The 16,579-nt window shown below is 65.9% G+C and carries 15 protein-coding genes; 8 read left to right on the forward strand and 7 right to left on the reverse strand.

The window, feature by feature from the left end; all coding sequences use genetic code 11:
- Positions 1–166: 166 nt before the first annotated feature.
- The 7 genes from JD276_RS14620 to JD276_RS14650 all read right to left on the reverse strand — a co-directional run bounded on the left by JD276_RS14620 (position 167) and on the right by JD276_RS14650 (position 7,539).
- Positions 167–1,543, reverse strand: coding sequence for a hypothetical protein (locus JD276_RS14620; protein WP_200116403.1), 1,377 nt, complete (start codon positions 1,541–1,543; stop codon positions 167–169).
- Between the two features lie 151 nt (positions 1,544–1,694).
- The gene (locus tag JD276_RS14625) at positions 1,695–2,159 is read right to left on the reverse strand and encodes a hypothetical protein (protein WP_200116404.1); all 465 of its coding nucleotides are present in this window, start codon (positions 2,157–2,159) and stop codon (positions 1,695–1,697) included.
- Positions 2,160–2,232: 73 nt separating this feature from the next.
- A complete protein-coding gene (locus JD276_RS14630) occupies positions 2,233–3,180 on the reverse strand; it encodes a DNA methyltransferase (RefSeq protein ID WP_307866597.1) in 948 nt (315 codons plus the stop codon).
- 586 nt (positions 3,181–3,766) lie between these two features.
- Positions 3,767–4,708 (reverse strand): helix-turn-helix domain-containing protein, encoded by a 942-nt coding sequence (locus JD276_RS16415; protein WP_200116406.1) that lies wholly within the window; start codon positions 4,706–4,708, stop codon positions 3,767–3,769.
- 143 nt (positions 4,709–4,851) lie between these two features.
- Positions 4,852–6,312 (reverse strand): CoA transferase, encoded by a 1,461-nt coding sequence (locus JD276_RS14640; protein WP_200116407.1) that lies wholly within the window; start codon positions 6,310–6,312, stop codon positions 4,852–4,854.
- A gap of 28 nt (positions 6,313–6,340) precedes the next feature.
- The gene (locus tag JD276_RS14645) at positions 6,341–7,252 is read right to left on the reverse strand and encodes an NAD(P)-dependent oxidoreductase (RefSeq protein WP_200116408.1); all 912 of its coding nucleotides are present in this window, start codon (positions 7,250–7,252) and stop codon (positions 6,341–6,343) included.
- Entirely contained in the window at positions 7,249–7,539 is a 291-nt protein-coding gene (locus JD276_RS14650; protein WP_200116409.1) for a hypothetical protein, read from the reverse strand. Before JD276_RS14650 ends, JD276_RS14645 begins: the two co-directional genes overlap by 4 nt.
- A 94-nt stretch (positions 7,540–7,633) precedes the next feature.
- Between JD276_RS14650 and yczR the strand changes: the two genes are divergently transcribed.
- The 8 genes from yczR (at position 7,634) to mobF (ending at position 16,520) form a co-directional block, all read left to right on the forward strand.
- A complete protein-coding gene (gene yczR / locus JD276_RS14655) occupies positions 7,634–9,085 on the forward strand; it encodes a MocR-like transcription factor YczR (RefSeq protein ID WP_230767174.1) in 1,452 nt (483 codons plus the stop codon).
- Between the two features lie 84 nt (positions 9,086–9,169).
- The gene (locus tag JD276_RS14660) at positions 9,170–9,496 is read left to right on the forward strand and encodes a cupin domain-containing protein (RefSeq protein WP_200116410.1); all 327 of its coding nucleotides are present in this window, start codon (positions 9,170–9,172) and stop codon (positions 9,494–9,496) included.
- Complete coding sequence (locus JD276_RS14665; RefSeq protein ID WP_200116411.1) at positions 9,493–10,242, forward strand: SDR family NAD(P)-dependent oxidoreductase; 750 nt, start codon at positions 9,493–9,495, stop codon at positions 10,240–10,242. Before JD276_RS14660 ends, JD276_RS14665 begins: the two co-directional genes overlap by 4 nt.
- On the forward strand, positions 10,239–10,877 hold the full coding sequence (locus JD276_RS14670) for a hypothetical protein (protein WP_200116412.1): 639 nt from the start codon (positions 10,239–10,241) through the stop codon (positions 10,875–10,877). The genes JD276_RS14665 and JD276_RS14670 overlap by 4 nt, the downstream gene beginning before the upstream one ends.
- A gap of 54 nt (positions 10,878–10,931) precedes the next feature.
- Positions 10,932–11,894, forward strand: a complete 963-nt coding sequence (locus JD276_RS14675) for an alpha/beta hydrolase family protein (protein ID WP_200116413.1) — start codon at positions 10,932–10,934, stop codon at positions 11,892–11,894.
- The gene (locus JD276_RS14680; RefSeq protein ID WP_200116414.1) at positions 11,891–12,331 is read left to right on the forward strand and encodes a carboxymuconolactone decarboxylase family protein; all 441 of its coding nucleotides are present in this window, start codon (positions 11,891–11,893) and stop codon (positions 12,329–12,331) included. The genes JD276_RS14675 and JD276_RS14680 overlap by 4 nt, the downstream gene beginning before the upstream one ends.
- Before the next feature lie 154 nt (positions 12,332–12,485).
- Positions 12,486–12,971 (forward strand): hypothetical protein, encoded by a 486-nt coding sequence (locus JD276_RS14685; RefSeq protein ID WP_200116415.1) that lies wholly within the window; start codon positions 12,486–12,488, stop codon positions 12,969–12,971.
- Between the two features lie 30 nt (positions 12,972–13,001).
- Positions 13,002–16,520, forward strand: a complete 3,519-nt coding sequence (gene mobF, locus JD276_RS14690; RefSeq protein WP_200116416.1) for a MobF family relaxase — start codon at positions 13,002–13,004, stop codon at positions 16,518–16,520.
- Positions 16,521–16,579: the final 59 nt, after the last annotated feature.

The following is a 16,579-nucleotide window of genomic DNA, read 5'->3' on the forward strand; positions in this document are numbered from 1 at the left end:
GCTTGGGGAGAGTCCGCTCGCAAGCATTCTCTGAGAGCTCCACCATTACCCCGCCCCGGTACCTGGGTCGAGCGATCCCGGGCAGGATGCGCGGAATCGTCAAGAACCTGCGCCGTATCGTCAAACCCGCCAGGCCACCGCTCCCGCACAGCAGGCCGTTCGTGTGCTAGAGATCGCGGCCCGGCCCCCGGCTCGGAGGCGCAGCTCCGGGTTCGTTGTCGGAGGGCGGGTCGAGGTGGGTTTCGCGTTCGGCGAGGAGCTCGCTCAGCAGCACCCCGTGCTCGAGCCGCGTGGGTGATGACGCGTAGTTCTCGAACTCGCCGGGCAGCGCCCCGACGCGGCCCGTGGCCTGGATCGCGTCGTTGATCCGTGCGAGCACCGCGGCGGGGTCGTGGGTTTCGGTGTCGTGTTCGAGGATGCGGGCGATCTCGTTCATCGCCGCGCTGTCGTGCTCGGCCGGGGGAAACGCCGCGGAGGCGGTGACGCCGTCGCCGATCGGGACGCGGCCGACGACGAGCCGGAACTCGCCGTCCCCGTCGCGGCCGGTCGCGTCATACACGCCGGGCGGGAGCCATTCGTGCGCTTCCGACGCCTGCCCCACATACATGGCGCCGCGTTCGGGGTCGTCCGGGTCGATGACCCGCACGTCCGGGTCGGTGGTGTAGAGCATCGATTCCAGGCGCTGTCGCCACGTGCGCTCCATCAACGGGGCGCCCGGGCCGGACTTCTCACGCTCCACGAGCGCGCGGAGCGTGTGGATCGCGATGAGATCCGACGGCACCCATTCGCGGTAGAACTTCTCCGGCAGGTACATCGTGCGCGGCCCGCCCTCGGCCAGCAGCCCGTCAAGGGCGTAGTCGCGGCGTCGCGCGACCGCGGTGAAAGCCGCTCGCCACTGCGCGTGATCGGCGCGGTAGCGCATGTCCTCGTACTCGCCCTCGTAGGCCGGTGCGATGGTCACGAGGTAGTCGTCCCGTTGCGGTTCGTCCGGGAGGGGTTCGCGTTCGAGGAGGTCGATGAGCCCGTCACGCACCCGCTCGGTCTCTTTCAGCCGGGTGAGGATGCTGGGCAGCCGGGACGCGCTGACGGCGAGCGAGAGACACTCATCCCGCCACACGGCATGGGCCTCTTCGAGCCCGTCCACGTCCTCGCCCCCGTTCGGGAGGAGATAGTCCTCCTGGCGGGGTTCGGGCGGGAACATCTCAGCCACCATCTCCGGCAGCCCCGTCCCCTCGAACGGCTCCCACCCCTTCGACGGCACGAACACCCAGTCCCGAGCCGGCCGCTGCTGCTCGCGGCCGGGGGTCGGGATCCAGGAGACGATGTGGGAGACGTCGTCGCCGAACCGTTCGCCGAACACGCGGTCGCCGTCGGTGCGGAGCTGGTCGGGTGGGCCGGCGAGGTCTTCGATCAGCACCTCGCTCACGAGGTACCGGGCCTCGTCTTGGTCGCGGGCGCGGACGTCGAACTCGATCGTCACCCGGTGCAGATCCAGCGGTGCCGGGTCAGGCGGGGTCGGGTTCGGGGTCGTCGCATCAGACATGAGGAGTACTCCATTCGCAGTCAGGGAACAGGGGGTTCAGGCATCCGGGGTGAGGAAGCGGCGGGTACTTCCGGCGTAGGCGCGACCGGCTCGTGTTGTCGAGCCGATGCGGTGAACGTGCGCGGTACTGCCGAGAATCTGCGCCGCATCGTCATCTCCCCAGCTCCCGCCCCGCAGCAGGCGGCGACGCGGATGGCTCGGCGGGCTCGCCAGTGAGGGCCTGCTCCCGGGCGCGCAGCGCGTCCTCGAGATGCCGGGTTACGGCCGTATGGTTCGTGCCGTCGACGCCACCGGAGACGGGTACCCGGTGGAAGGAGTACGCCGGGTACGGGGTCGACTCGCGCAGCGCCTCCAACCAATCATCGACGTCCTCTGGCCACACCCAATCCTCAGGTGGCGGGAGCGTCTCCACGAACTCGGCGGCACCGGCGTAGAGATCCGCGTCGGTGAGCATGTCATGGATGGTCAGCGCGACGCTGCGCGCCAACGTCACCGGGTTCCGATCAGCGATCACCGTCGGGTCGACCTCCGGGTCGTCTGACCAGACGATCACCCCGAGCGACAGAAACGCGGCAGCTCTGGGGCTGGGCGTGTGCTCGGCTGGTTCACTCGTCATGATTCCTCCGCTCCTGGTGGCACCGCCTCGGTGCGACGGCTCTCTGTCTGCCAGGTACGGCACAGCCCGCCGCCTACTGGTCGAGGCGGGAGCGGATCAGTGGCAGGTAGTCGGCGTTCTTCTCCACCGCGATCACCTGGAACCCGGCAGCGGTGGCGGCCTCGATCGTGGTGCCCGAGCCCGCGAACGGCTCCAGCACGACCCCACCCACCGGGGTGATCAGCGTCACGAGCCACCGCATCAGCCCCAGCGGCTTCACCGTCGTATGCGACACCCCGAACGCGCGCGGCCGATCCGTAGCGGAGGGTTTCGGCTCGAACCGGAAGATCGGGAACTTCCGTGACAACGACTCGCCCTGCCAGCTCCCGGTCAGCACATCGAGCGCGTCCGCCTGCCCAGCATCCAGGGCGACGTTCGTGGGCCACCGGCCTTGTGCGAACCGGGCGCCGTCGATATTGATCCCACCGACCCCGTGCTCGAGAACGTTCAAGACGAGGCTGCCCGCCGGGGGTTTGCGGGCGATGATGATCGGCTCGAACGCCGGACGCAGCGCCGTGCCCCACCCCTCCCAGCGCGCCGCGTCCTCCGTGACCGGGGTGCCTTTCGCGAGCACGCTGCGAGTCGCCCCGAGCACGCCGTCGTGGTCGCTGCGCTGCACGATGCGGTCGGCGCGCTGCGCACCGTGGTGCTTATCGATCGCGTGCGCGAGATCCATGCTCTTGGGCATCCCAGTCGTGTGCAGCCACGCGATCTGATCGCGGATCTCGAAGCCTGCATTCTCCAGCCCGCGCACCATGCGATGCCACGTGCGTGCACCCCCGAACGCTGCAACATGCGCGCCCGGCTTCAGCGCCTGCAACGCACCAGCCGCCCACGCCGTGCACCACGCCTCGAACACCTCCGGCGCCCCCATCCGCGCAGTATCGACATGCGGCAGCGATTCCCGGAAGCCCGCCGTGTCGTCCCACGCCTGCCCGTTGAAGCTCAACCCATACGGCGGATCCGACACCAGCGCGTCCACGCTCCCCGCGGGGAGCAGCCGGAGGAGCTCGACCGCGTCGCCGTGATACACCGTCACCCGCGGCGTAGTGAGAACCGGGGCGGGAAGCGCGGCGTTGGGGTGCGGGCCGGCCGGGGTGGGGTCTGACATGACGGAAGCTCCCTGCTGTTCGGGCCTGTCCGCCGCCGTGTGCGACGAACCGGAACACCCAGCAGGTACGAACCGACCCGACCACCCCCAGCCCCCGGTAGCCGCGCCCACGACGATCCCGAGAACCCCTGCACCGCCACGCGCCGCCGCCACCCCGAGCGAGCTGCGCGACCCTGAAATCCCGAGCTCCGATCTCCCACACACGATCGGCAATCAACGTCAAACGCATGCAGCCGATGCGACTCATTTGTCCTGTCGGGGATTGCGTATCTGGCTCACCATTCTGAGCATCGCAACCCTTATCAACGTCAGGGCTGATGCCCGCTTGCCCCTCCTCGACGGCTGTATCAATTTCAATCGCAGACCGATGTGTTCGAGGTCGAACCGTGTATTTGCGCAGGGAGGACGACGGCTTTTGCTGCCATGGCCTTGCGGTACTCGACCCACTCCATCGACACTAGGCGTTCGCTGACGTGACGCCCCTCAACGGCATCCGGTATGCGGAGGCGTACGTACTCGGCGTCACCCCATATCTGCGCTTGAACGCTCGGCCGGCCACCGCGCTGCTCTTCCAACCTGCATAGGCGGCAGCCTCCGAAATGCTCATCCCGGTAACCGCGAGCGTCTCGGCCATGTGATCGACCCGCAACCGTGCAAGACATGCTGCCGGAGAGATGCCGAGCTGCCGCTGGAACAGACGCCGCAGTTGCGACGTGGACAACGCCACTTCCCGTGCAAGGTCATCGATCCGCCACTCCCGTCGTAGATCAGCTCGGAGCGCAGCGACTGCTTCCGCTACCGCATTCTGCGGTACCGCGGTAGGCATTCCTTCACCGGCGGCTCCAGCTGATCGACCGATGAAATGAACGAGATCCGCCGCAGCCGACATCAAAGCAATCTCTTGGCCCTGCGCACCCGCGAGTGCGATGAGACGTCGCACTCCAATGGTGAGCTCTCGCACTCCGTGGGTTCCGACCTGGAGACGACCAAACTTGGTCTCTCCAGCATGTGCGCGCCGGAGATGATGCACGAGAGGATGTGCCAGCGGAAGCCAAGGAAGCTGATCTCCCACATAGTCCGACCGAAGGTAAAGTGAGCCTGCCCGAACCGTGTCCTGGGCGACGCTATGGAACTCTGCTCCAGGTGGGATGACGAACACTGCGCCTGGCATGATGGCGAGACGCTGCTTGGCTGCATTAAGGCTGCCCCACCCTGAAAGTGTAATCAGGATCTTTATTGGTTCGAATCGGATGGGCTCAATCACTCCTTTGAAGGACTCCATTGCTGCCGATATCGGTGAGCGACTCCGCCCAAATACGGCATCTTCTGTGACCAGCCGCGAACCCGAAGGTCCCATGACTATCCGCTCATACTTGTCCGATCTCTGCATGACCGACATCCGAGTCTCCGAAGCCTCCAACTGTCATAGGTAGGCCACCCCGGCTGAGGAAAGGACTTTCATTGAAGGGCTGCAGCGATGGGTGGCCCTTCCTCTGTTGCTACAAGCAACGTCAGCCGAAGAAGCAGTTGTTCAGGCAGGGACTAGCTAATCCATTTCGCTTCGTCCGCTCCCCATGTGCGCAGTGCGGAGCGATACTCGCCTGGCCCGCCCGGGAAGCTGAGAACCGGGGGTGCGCAAGTGATGGCTACCGGGGCTTCCCTCGTCGCTGTCGCTAGGGCAACCGTCTGAGTCGGGAGGTCTTGTTCGGTGACTGCCCCGTCTGAGGCATTCGACGGGCCCGCGGACAGGAGCTCGTTCGCGATCCTCGCGAGGTTGATCTCGATCTCCATCGAGCCGCCGGCTGTGCGCTGCGCTCTGAGTACGGTGGCGATCGTCGCGGCTAGAAGATGCCCGGCGGAGTGGTCGAGCGCCTGCACGGGCAGCGCTCCGGGTGTTGCGCCGCCGTCCTTGCTTTCGAGGACGGCGATCCCGCTTGCCGCCTGCACCAGGCTGTCGAAGCCGCGTCGATCTCCCCACGGCCCCTGCGCGCCCCATGCCGAGAGCTGAGCCACGACGATCCCGGGGAATCGATGATGCAGCGACTCGACGTCGAGACCGTACTTCGCGAGCGCCGTCGGACGGTAACCGTGTACAACGACATCGGCTTCGGCGAGCAGCAGTTGCAACTTTGCGAAGTCTCGTCGCTCATCCAAATCGAGAAGGGTGCTCCGTTTCTGGTGCCCGGTATCGAGGTGCTGCCAGGATGCCTCGGGAAGCCTCGGCGAATCCACGCGCAGCACGTCAGCGCCGGCAACGGCGAGATCCCGGGTCGCAACCGGGCCAGCGATCACCCGGGTCAGGTCGAGCACGCGCACACCGGTAAGTGGAAGCTCGCCGCTCGCAGTCCAGGGGCGTGGGCGGGCGTCTCCCTGGGAGGTGTAGTGGACGGCCGGACTTCGTCCGAGCGTGAGGTACTGGGGATGCTGCCACCACTCAGACGGATCTCTCACTGCGATCGCCAGCGCGCCAACCTCAGCTGCGCGTGCTTCGAGGTCGAAGCGTGACCAGGGGCGCATCGCCGCTTCGATCGTCGCCCGCTCAGCCTGAGGCGAGATCCCGAGAAGGGCTGCGAGCCGTTCCGCGTGGTGAGGGTAGTTGCCGTGCGTCCGCACCCACCCGTCTCGGACTCTCCAGAATCCCGAGAGAGCCGCCCAGATGGATGGTGCCGAGCCGTTGATGCGGAACAGCTTCTCGCTGCCGAAGGACGCCTGTATCCGTGCCGCTGCGGGCGTGATCCGCCCGTTGCGGTGGGCGGTGCCTCGCTCCTGGCCGATCAGGGACAGCGCGAGGGATGCGAGGGCCACGCTGTCGTACGCGAGCTCGGCGACTCGCAGGCTCGACTGCCAGGCTGGCAGATCCGGTGCGGCGGAGAGCTGTTCGAGCTCGTGCGCCCCAAGACCGAGCTCGTCCGCAATTCTGCTGCCCACGTAGTGAAGCGCGGTCTGCTCGTTACGGGCGTCTGGTGACGGAGTTGCATTTTCGTATGCGGGTGTCTGTGCCATCCTCGGCACCTCCGGTCTTTTCGTTGTTTCAGTCAGCCTTCGTGAGACCCCTGCTGGTCTCCGTGCGATTTCGTAATGCAGAGATCACGGCAGCCATATCGTGGCCTGCGTGCCCGAGAGCTTCTGACTCTGCGTAGAGTTCGGTGCACACGTCGATAAGGGGGCTCGCGTTTCCCGTGCGGCGAGCCTGGCCTCGAACGAGACGGCTGTTCTTGAGCACATCGGGTATGGCTGCGTGCGGAGCCCAGTCCTCATGCGTGATTTTCGCGCCTTTCGAGCGCGAAACCGCCGAGGCCATCGGCCCTGAGTCCAGCACCAGCCGCAAGGTCTCGGCGTCGACGCCGTTCTCCTCTGCGAAGTGGAATGACTCGGCGAGCCCGGTCACGAGTGTGATGAGGAAGGTGTTCACGGCCAGTTTCATCGTGAGTGCGGCGGGCACGGGGCCGCACCGAACGACCGTGGAACTCGTCGCATGGATCAGGGGCTCCACCTGATCGAGTGAAGCAGCGTCACCTGAGATCATCGAGATCAACGTGCCGTCGATGGCGGGCTGCCGCGACCCCGAGACGGGGGCCTCGACGTATGCGCCACCCGCTTCGCGGATTCGCTGTGACAGCTCAGCTGAATAGGCTGGCGTGACCGTGCTCATCAAGACCACCGTCCGGTCTCGCAACCGCACCGAACCATCGAACTTGAGCACAGCGTCAATAGCTGATTCATCCGAGAGCATGACGAAGACGATCCGCGCACGTTCGAAAACCGCTTGTGCAGAATCCGCAACAATAGCTCCCGAGGCTTCGAGGCCAGCGCAGGCAGATCGTGTCCGGTTCCAGACGATGAGTTGTCGCTGCCTGAGCAGATTCGCGGCTATCGCCGATCCCATCAAGCCCAGACCGATAAAGCCGACCGGCTTGACCTCGGCAGGGGAAATCCCACTCATGGTTCTGGCCTCCTGGTGTCGTAGTCGTCGCGCGTGGGGCGAGGGCCGAAGCCGTCTCGTTTGACGAAGTAGAGGGTGCTTGCGCAGACGATGATGATGCCGATGGCAATGATTGCGAGCACGGTCAGCGTCGAAGCGTCGAGTTGTTCCAGCGCAGCTTCCAGCGTGTTATCTCGGGTACTGCAGGTTCCTGTCCCTCTGATCTCCTTCATGCAGACACAAGCGATGCAAGCTCGATCCCTGAGCATGATCAGCCCGAAGGAGATTGCGGCTAGCGCATCCATCATGGCCACTCCTCAACATCCGATCCAGTTTCCTCAAATCCGATCCAATCTCCCAGATTGCCTGGATGAGTAGTGCCAGTTTGAGTAAACTGGACTTATGATGTCTTCGGTCGGGCCGCGCCTCTCTGCTCGCAGTCTCCTTGGCCTGGTTGGCGAACTCGACCCCGCTCGCCCGGTCTACGAGGCGCTTGCGGATCGGGTGCGACTCCTGGTCATGGACGGTCGCATCCCCGTTGGTACGCGACTCCCGTCGGAGCGCGAACTCGCTGCCCAGGCCGGCCGAAGCCGCACCACGATCGTCGCGAGCTATCAAGCGCTGCGTGACGCCGGCTACCTGATAAGCCAGCAGGGTTCTGGAAGCCGCGTCGTGCTCCCCGAGGCCGAGAAGAGCGTCTCGACAGACCTGCGAACCATCGATTTCGCCCGCGCAGTACCGCCGCCGGTCGAAGGTCTGCGCGACGTGTTCGCCCAGGTCGGGGACCGCATGGTCGACGCGCTGGACGGCCCCGGCTTCGACCTGCTGGGAAGCCTCGGGCTGCGCAGCGCGATCGCGGAGCGCTACACCGATCGCGGGCTCCCCACGACGCCGGATCAGATCATGGTGACGATGGGGGGTCAGCACGCGATCTCGCTCATCGCGCACACCTTCCTGATGCGGGCCGATGTCGCCCTGATCGAAGCGCCTACGTATCCGCATGCCTATGACGCGCTGAAGCGTGCGGGTGCTCGACTGGTGACGACGCCGGTGACGACAGAGGGATGGGACATCGAACATCTCATCGATCTGCTGGCGACAGCGCGGCCGGCTGTCGCTTACATCGTGCCGGACTTCCAGAACCCCACGGGATCGTCGATGCCACCGGATTTCCGGGTGAAGGTCGTAGAAGCCGCTCGACGAAGCGGCACCCTCCTGGTCATTGATGAGACGACCGCGGATCTGAACATCGACCGGAAGTGGGACGACGGGCCGTTCGCCCGGCATGCGCGGAGGCGGTCGCCCTCGGACGGTTCGGGTGTGATCACTGTCGGGTCGATGAGCAAGTCCATCTGGGGTGGCCTGCGGCTGGGGTGGATTCGCGCCGATACTGCGGTGATTCGACGTCTCGCGCAAGCGCGACCGGCAGGAGACCTCGGGACGCCCCAGATGGAACAACTGCTCGGAGAGCAGATCGTGAGAGCGATGCCCGAGCTTCTGCAGCGCCGTCGCGAGCTGTTGACCGAGCATCGTGCGGTGCTCACTCGGTTACTGAGGCAGCATCTCCCGCAGTGGACGGTGCCCTTTCCCGATGGCGGGCTCTCGCTCTGGGTGCAGCTCGATGAGCCTGCGAGTTCCGCGCTGACGAGTCTGTGCGAAGCGCGAGGCCTCGCCCTGGTCGCTGGCCCGAAGTTCTCCATCGACGGTGCGTTCGAACGCTACATCCGGCTCCCGTTCACTTCGCCGGTCGCCGACCTGGAGCAGGGCGTACTGATGCTCACCGACGCGTGGGAGCAACTCACCGCTCCTAGAGCAACGCGGGCCGGCCTCTCCCGTATGCCGGCAATGGTCTAAGCGCTGACCAGTCCACTTCTCCCATCTGGATCGTGATCGCGTTCCTTGAGGCGTGCTGAACTGGGGCAGAGGGAGGAACCCAACATGCATCAGTTTCAGAGCACCTCAGGGGCGCTTCGGGAAGTCGAATACTCCGAAGTGCTACGCGTACCAGCCATGAGCGTCGGCACCTATTACCTGCCAGTCGGCGCGATCGACCCCCAAGGCCCGCATACGGAAGACGAAATCTACGTCATCCTCGAAGGACGGGGCATTCTGCGTACGGAAAGCGGTGACGGCTTGGCCGTGCCCGGTGCAGCCCTGTTCGTCCCGGCAGGCGAGCGCCACTCTTTCACGGCGATCACCGAGTCGCTGTTCATGTACGTCATCTTCTCCCCGGCAGAGGGAACCAACGCGAGGGCAGAAAAATGAGTTCGACCGTCGCGATCGTCACCGGCGGCAGCCGAGGAATCGGAGCAGCGGTCGTGCGCCGCCTGGCTGCCGCAGGCCACCACGTTCTGCTGGTCTACAGCCAGGACGACCACGACGCAGCGATGACCGCGGAACGCTGCACCACGGAAACCGCAAGGGTCGTGCCGTTCAAATGCGACATCGCCGCGCCGGGATCGGCCGAGGTCGTCTTCGACGGGGCCGCGCAGCTGGGGGTACCGGTGATCCTGGTCAACAACGCCGGTATCACCGGAAGAATCAACTCGCTCGCCGATTCCGATGCCGACGCGATTCGGCACGCGGTTGACGTCGACCTCACCGCCACGATCCTGCTCTGCCGCGAGGCGATGATCCGTTGGGCGGACGTCGGTCGAGCAGGGCAGAGAAGCATCGTCAACCTGTCCTCCGTCGCCGCGAAGACCGGATCGCCGGGGGAGTACGTCTGGTATGCGGCAGCGAAGGCCGGGGTGAACGCCCTCACCGTGGGGTTGGCCGTAGAAGCCGCACCTCACGGAATCCGGGTGAATGCAGTGAGTCCGGGCACGACGGCCACGACGATCCATGCGCGGGCGGGCCGCCCTGACCGTGCGGCCGAGGTCGGGGCGCGGTCGCCGATGGGGCGACCCGCTCAACCAGACGAGATCGCTGCCGCTGTCGAGTGGCTCGTCGGCCCCGAGGCCAGTTACGTCAACGGTGCGATTCTCGACGTCACCGGAGGAACGCGATGAGCCGGGAACAGCCCCGTGAAGCGACCTCAGCGGTGAACTGGGCTGTTTCGCCGGGCAAACCCGACCCGATCTTCGGCACCGGTGCAACCCGTGCCGAGAAAAGTCTGGCGAACATCACAGGCCTGGTCGGAGCAGCCGGAATCACCGCACTCGCCCTGGGAACGAACGCGTCTTGGAACTGGGCACAGTATGTTCTCGCCGCCATCCTCTCGTTCGACGTGGTCGGCGGCGTCATCGCCAACGGCCTGAACTCCGCAAAGCGTGACCACTTCGGTTCGCACGGTGAGACACCGGAATCCTTCGGGATGAAACTCGTGCGGCGACCGATCCTCTTCTCGGCTCTGCATCTGCATCCCATACTCATCGCCCTGGCGTTCGCTCCGACACTCTGGTGGTGGGGCGCTTTCTGGTATCTCTTCACCCTCGCGGGCACCATCGCCGTCCGACGTTCAGCGCTGTATCTCCAACGACCGGTCGCCCTGGCGTTCTGCGCACTCGCGGGCATCACAGCATTCTTCACACCGGCCCCTGACCTCTGGGAGTGGCTGCCCGTCCTACTCACCATGAAACTCGTGCTCGCCCACAGCGTGCAGGAAGAACCTTATCGGCCAGAGAGCGTCGGCTCACGAAAGTGACAGGGACGGATCGTGTGTGCACGAGAGTCCCTCGGAATCGTAAGGAGGTACCACGTGATCGAATCCGACTACGAGTATGAGGATGTCGCGATCGTCTGCGCCGATGGCGAGAAGATCCAGGCTCGGTATTTCTCCGCCACCGCACCGGCCTGCGACATCGAGCATGTTGCGATCATCGCCCCGGCGACCGGTGTGCAGGCCCGATACTACTGGCGATTCGCGAGTTACCTGGCTGAGAATGGAGTCACTACCCTGGTGCCCGACTATCGAGGCATCGGCCGCTCGGCACCGAACGCCCTCAAGGAGTACCGGAAAGCGAAGATTCGATGGCACTACTGGGGCACACGCGACCTTGAAGCCTGCATTCTCTGGATGCGCAAACGCCACGGAGCGCAGGCGCGGCTGAGCGCGGTCGGGCACAGCTTCGGAGGCTACGCGGCAATCCTCGCGGAGCACGCGTCTAAGATCGACCGGCTACTGATGGTGGGCGCCCAGCACGCGCACTGGCCGGATTACGAAAAGAAGCAGAGGTTTAGCCTATTTATCAAGTGGCACGTCTGTATGCCGGTGATTTCCCGAGCACTGGGCTACTTTCCGGGAAAGAGGCTCGGATGGTTGGAGAATCTGCCACAAGGCGTCGCCCTCGACTGGGCGCGTGGAGCATCGGACTACTCGAAGACGATCGGCCCCGAGGGAGAAGCGATACTGCGCCGAAGCGCGCGGCTGACGCTTCCGGTATTGGCGGTGAATCCAACTGACGACCCATATGCCACACAAGCAGCGGTGCGAAGAACGCTGAACTATCTCCCGCAAGCCGAATGCGAGGAGATCTATCTGCACCCTCGGAACCTCGATGTAGATGAGATCGGGCACTTCGGGCTTTTCCACCAACGCTTCCAAAACACATTCTGGACAGCAGCGTTCGGCTGGCTAACTGGCCACGCGGAACCAGGCCTATTCCACCTTTCGAATCTCGACAGCCTCGTTGTCTGGTATGAAGAAGAGGAGCAGAAATGACTCGACTGATCATCCGCAAACATGCTCCGGAAGGGTACGCCGCGGTCTCCGCGCTCGATGGCTACCTCAAACGTAATGTCGACCCGCTGCTGCTCGACCTGGTGAAGCTCCGTGCCTCCCAATTGAATGGGTGCTCCTTCTGTGTGGATATGCACGCCACCGACCTCGAGAATCAGGGTGCACCTATCCGGAAGATCTTCGCAGTAAGCGTGTGGGAGGAAACCAGTTTCTTCGCGGAGGCGGAGCGAGCCGCGCTGGCGCTGACAGAGGAGATCACCCACATATCCAATGGTGTGGACGAGCGCGTCTGGGAAGAAGCCGCCTCGGTGTTCAGCCAGAGGGAGCTGTCGGACTTGGTGCTAGCGATCGGCACAATCAACCTTTGGAATCGCATCGGGGTCTCGACTCATCTTGCGCCGCCACCGTTAGGCAACTGACACGCTAGTTTCGGTGTACCGTCGACGTTCTCGGGCTCTGTGCGCGCCGTACCTCTCGCGAGGCGGCGTCCGAGCTCACACCGACGAGCATGTGCGCACCTTCCGGGTGAGGTGGCTGCACGGTTGGCCGCACGCTTCTGGGAGGAGCCCTGTGATGTCCGAGACCACTGATCTTGCCGAGGTTGCACGCGCGATTGCCGAACAGGCTGCGAGGCTTGATCGCGGGAAGAGCGTCGTGCGTGAGCATCCCGAGCAGGTCGCCGACGTGCTGGATCCTCTCATTCGCACGCTGGATTCTGTGGGTCGGGTGATCGATGCGGCCAGTACCGCGTTCCAGGAGCACGGCGCGACCGTGGTCACGATGGGCGGGAATCAGGCTCGTGGCTCCGCTCAGGCGATGCGTGCTGGCGGGCTGCTGAGCGCAGCGTCAGCCCAGGTGCAGAGCCTGCGGAACACGCTGATGGACGCGGGGGCTGAGTCGTCCCTGTTGGCGTGCCCCGAGCATGATCCGCTCGCCGCTGAAGAGCTCAGCAACTACCGGCGGTTCCTTGAACAGCGGGAACGCCAGCTCGACCCGGATGCCGTGTCGCAGCCGACAGCTCCCGATCCGCGATCGCACGGCCCGATCGACCGCTCCTAGCTTCCCAGCCAACCTGCTGGGCGGGTGCTCATGACGGTGTCGATCCGGGTGATGACAGCCGGTGACGGGTACCGGTACCTGTTGAACTCTGTCGTCGCCGGGGATGGTGATCGGGATGCGGTGTCGGCGTTGACGAGGTACTACCTTGAAGCAGGCACCCCGCCGGGTTCCTGGCTCGGGGCCGGCCTGCCCGGTCTCACCGGGAGCATCACCGCGGGAACTTTGGTGAGTGAGGAGCAGCTGCGGCGGCTCATGGGGTACGGGCAGGATCCCAACACTGGTGAGCAGTTGGGGCGCCCGTACCGGAAGTTCGGCACCGCCACCGAACGCGCAGAACGCCGCATCGCGCTGCTCCCTGACTCGCTGCCGCCGGGTGAGCGGGCGGTGCAGCGGGCGCTGATCGAGGCGGAGGAGGCGCAGAAGCCGACGAGTGCGCCGGTGGCGGGGTTCGATCTGACGTTCTCGGTGCCGAAGTCGGTCTCGACGCTGTGGGCCGTCGCCGACGGTGGCACGCAGGCACTGATCGCGCAGGCCCATCACGCGGCGATCCAGGACGTGATCATGGTGCTCGAGCGTGATGTCGCGATGACGCGGGTGGGGGCGAAAGGGCCGCGCGGCGCGGTCGCGCAGGTCGAGGTGCGGGGTGTGATCGCGACGGCCTACGATCACTACGATTCGCGGGCGTCCGACCCGCAGCTCCACACTCACGTCGTGGTCGCGAACCGTGTCCAGGCCGTCCAGGATGGGAAGTGGCGCACCCTCGATTCTCGTGCCCTGCATGCCGCGGTGACTGGGCTCTCGGAGCACTACAACGCTGTCCTGTCCGACCACCTCACCCAGATCCTCGGCGTCGGCTGGGAGGCCCGCGACCGCGGGACGGGCCGGTCGACCGCGTGGGAGATCGCCGGGGTGCCGCAGGAACTCATGGACGAGTTCTCCTCCCGCACAAGGGATATCGAGCGGGTCAAGGATCGCCTCGTCGCCGAATACGTCGAGAAGCATGGCAGGCAGCCGTCGGGGAAGCTGTTGTGGCAGTTCCGGCAGCAGGCCACCCTTGAGACCCGGCCCCCGAAACAGCACTACTCGTTGAGCGACCTCATCACCGGGTGGCGGGAGCGTGCCACCCGCATGCTCGGCGAAGACGCCCCGACCTGGGCGACCGCACTCCTTGCTGAGGCGGTTGGGGAGCCGTTGCTGCGCGCCGACGACATCCCGCTCGACGTGCTCGATCAGGTCGCCGAGGTCGTGGTGGAGCAGGTGGGTGATCGGGCGGCGACGTGGAAGCGGTGGAACCTGCACGCAGAAGCGGTACGGCAGACGATGGGACTCCGCTTCGCCCACACGACCGACCGCGACCAGATCCTCCAGCGCATCGTCGACGCCGCCGAGCACGCCTCGCTCCGCCTCACCCCGCCCGAGCTCTCCTCAAGCCCGCCGGTGTTCCGTCGCCTGGATGGGACGAGTGTGTTTCGTCCGAAGGGTGGGATCGTGTTCTCCTCGGAGCAGGTGCTCGCCGCCGAAGACCGCCTCCTCACCGCCTCCCACGCGAGGACGGCGCCGACCGTGCCGCTGGCGTGGGTCGAGGGCGCGGCGCGGGAGCGGAACCGGGACGGGCACACCCTGTCTGCGGATCAGGAGCAGGCGATCGCGAAGATCGGGGTCTCCGGCCGCGCCCTCGACGTGCTCGTCGGCCCCGCGGGAACGGGGAAGACGACGACGATGCGGGCGCTTCGGCGGGCATGGGAGCGCCGCTACGGGGCAGGGTCGGTGATCGGCCTCGCACCGTCGGCGGGTGCCGCGGACGTCCTCGCCGACGACTTGGAGATCGGTACGGAGAACACGGCGAAGTGGTTGCACGAGCACCGCCGCGGAACCTGGAACCTCACGGCCGGGCAGCTCGTGATCATCGACGAGGCGTCGCTCGCGGGCACGTTCGCGCTCGACGCGATCACCACCCACGCCCAGAGCGTCGGGGCGAAAGTGCTGCTCGTAGGAGATTGGGCGCAACTGGCCGCGGTGGATGCGGGCGGGGCGTTTGGGATGCTCGTCCGCGACCGCGGCGACGCCCCCGAGCTGGTGGATGTGCGCCGCTTCCGCAACGACTGGGAGAAGCACGCCTCCTTGCAGCTCCGGGTTGGGGACGCCGACGTCATCGACACCTACCTCGGGCACGGTCGGGTGGTGCCGGGTGGGTATGACGAGATCCTCGAAGCCGCCTACCAAGCGTGGCGGGCAGATCAAGAGGCCGGGAAGACGACGGTGCTGATCGCTGAAACCCTCGACACGGTCTCCGAGCTCAACACCCGCGCCCGCACCGACCGCATCCTCGCCGGCCATGTTGCGCTCGACGGGGTGCGCCTCCACGACGGCAACGAAGCCTCCCGCGGCGACCTCATCATCACGCGCCGGAACGATCGCCGCCTCACCTTGGGGCGGGGGTGGGTGAAGAACGGTGACCGGTGGGAAGTCGCCCGCGCGAACGAAGACGGATCCTTGACGGTGCGGCGGGCGAAATCTCGGTGGCGCACCACGATCACGCTGCCCGCCGCCTACGTCGCCGAGCACGTCGAGCTCGGGTACGCCGTCACCGCGCACCGCGCCCAGGGCTCCACCGTCGACACCGCGCACGCGATCGTCCACTCACCCGAGGTCACGAGGGAGTCGCTGTATGTCGCGATGACGCGGGGTCGCGAATCCAACAGTGTCTATGTCGCGACCGATCAGCATCACCTCGAAGAGCACCAGCACCGCCAGGATCTGCAGCACACCGCCCGCAGTATCCTCTACGGCATCCTCCAGCACCCCGGCGCCGAGCTCTCCGCCCACGACACCATCACCGTCGAACAAGACATGTGGGGGTCGCTCGAGCAGCTCGCCGCCGAATACGACACCATCGCCCAGGCCGCCGGGCAACAACGGTGGATCCGGCTCCTCGAAACCGGCGGCCTCAGCCCGGAGGCGATCGATGAGCTCGTGGAGACGGACGCGTTCGGGATCCTCACGACCGAGCTGCGCAGGCTCGAAGCCGACGGCCATCACATCGACGACCTCCTGCCGCGCATCATCCACGCCGGGGGCCTCGAAGATGTGCAGGATCTCGGATCGCTGCTGCGCTACCGACTTCACCGCATCACCACCACCTACCCGCCCTCAACCCGCCGCGCGACCGGACGCATCGCCGGCCTCGTGCCCCGCGCCACCGGAATCACCGACCCCGACATGCGCCAGGCGCTTCAGGAGCGGGAGGAGCTCATGGAGCAGCGCCTCGACGCCCTCACACAGCAGCACCTCATCCTGCCGCCCTCCTGGGCAGCAGGGCTGGACGGGCTCACGCCGGAGGCCCGGGCGGTGGTGGTGCGGGCGGTCGCCGCGTACCGGGATCGGTGGGGCGTCACCGCGTCGAGCCCGCTCGGAACGATCCCGCTCGACGACGCGCAACGCATCGACTACGAACGCGTCCGAGCTCGACTCTCTGCGACGACCTCACAGGACGATGAGCCCGCCACGACGATGCGTCCGGCGAGCTTGAGTTCGCAGCGTCAGCTCTGAACGACCTCGTCTTACATGAGCCGGTCGACGGCGAGCCATGCGATGGCAGCAGGAGGGGC

The sequence above is a fragment of the Leucobacter chromiisoli genome (genome assembly GCF_016522505.1).
Lineage (GTDB): Bacteria > Actinomycetota > Actinomycetes > Actinomycetales > Microbacteriaceae > Leucobacter > Leucobacter chromiisoli.

Bases quoted from the DNA above. Each gene is read 5' to 3' on its own strand.
- JD276_RS14620 (WP_200116403.1), bottom strand. From the start codon at position 1,543: ATGTCTGATGCGACGACCCCGAACCCGACCCCGCCTGACCCGGCACCG.
- JD276_RS14625 (WP_200116404.1), bottom strand. From the start codon at position 2,159: ATGACGAGTGAACCAGCCGAGCACACGCCCAGCCCCAGAGCTGCCGCG.
- JD276_RS16415 (WP_200116406.1), bottom strand. From the start codon at position 4,708: ATGTCGGTCATGCAGAGATCGGACAAGTATGAGCGGATAGTCATGGGA.
- JD276_RS14640 (WP_200116407.1), bottom strand. From the start codon at position 6,312: ATGGCACAGACACCCGCATACGAAAATGCAACTCCGTCACCAGACGCC.
- JD276_RS14645 (WP_200116408.1), bottom strand. From the start codon at position 7,252: ATGAGTGGGATTTCCCCTGCCGAGGTCAAGCCGGTCGGCTTTATCGGT.
- JD276_RS14650 (WP_200116409.1), bottom strand. From the start codon at position 7,539: ATGATGGATGCGCTAGCCGCAATCTCCTTCGGGCTGATCATGCTCAGG.
- yczR (WP_230767174.1), top strand. From the start codon at position 7,634: ATGATGTCTTCGGTCGGGCCGCGCCTCTCTGCTCGCAGTCTCCTTGGC.
- JD276_RS14660 (WP_200116410.1), top strand. From the start codon at position 9,170: ATGCATCAGTTTCAGAGCACCTCAGGGGCGCTTCGGGAAGTCGAATAC.
- JD276_RS14665 (WP_200116411.1), top strand. From the start codon at position 9,493: ATGAGTTCGACCGTCGCGATCGTCACCGGCGGCAGCCGAGGAATCGGA.
- JD276_RS14670 (WP_200116412.1), top strand. From the start codon at position 10,239: ATGAGCCGGGAACAGCCCCGTGAAGCGACCTCAGCGGTGAACTGGGCT.
- JD276_RS14680 (WP_200116414.1), top strand. From the start codon at position 11,891: ATGACTCGACTGATCATCCGCAAACATGCTCCGGAAGGGTACGCCGCG.
- JD276_RS14685 (WP_200116415.1), top strand. From the start codon at position 12,486: ATGTCCGAGACCACTGATCTTGCCGAGGTTGCACGCGCGATTGCCGAA.
- mobF (WP_200116416.1), top strand. From the start codon at position 13,002: ATGACGGTGTCGATCCGGGTGATGACAGCCGGTGACGGGTACCGGTAC.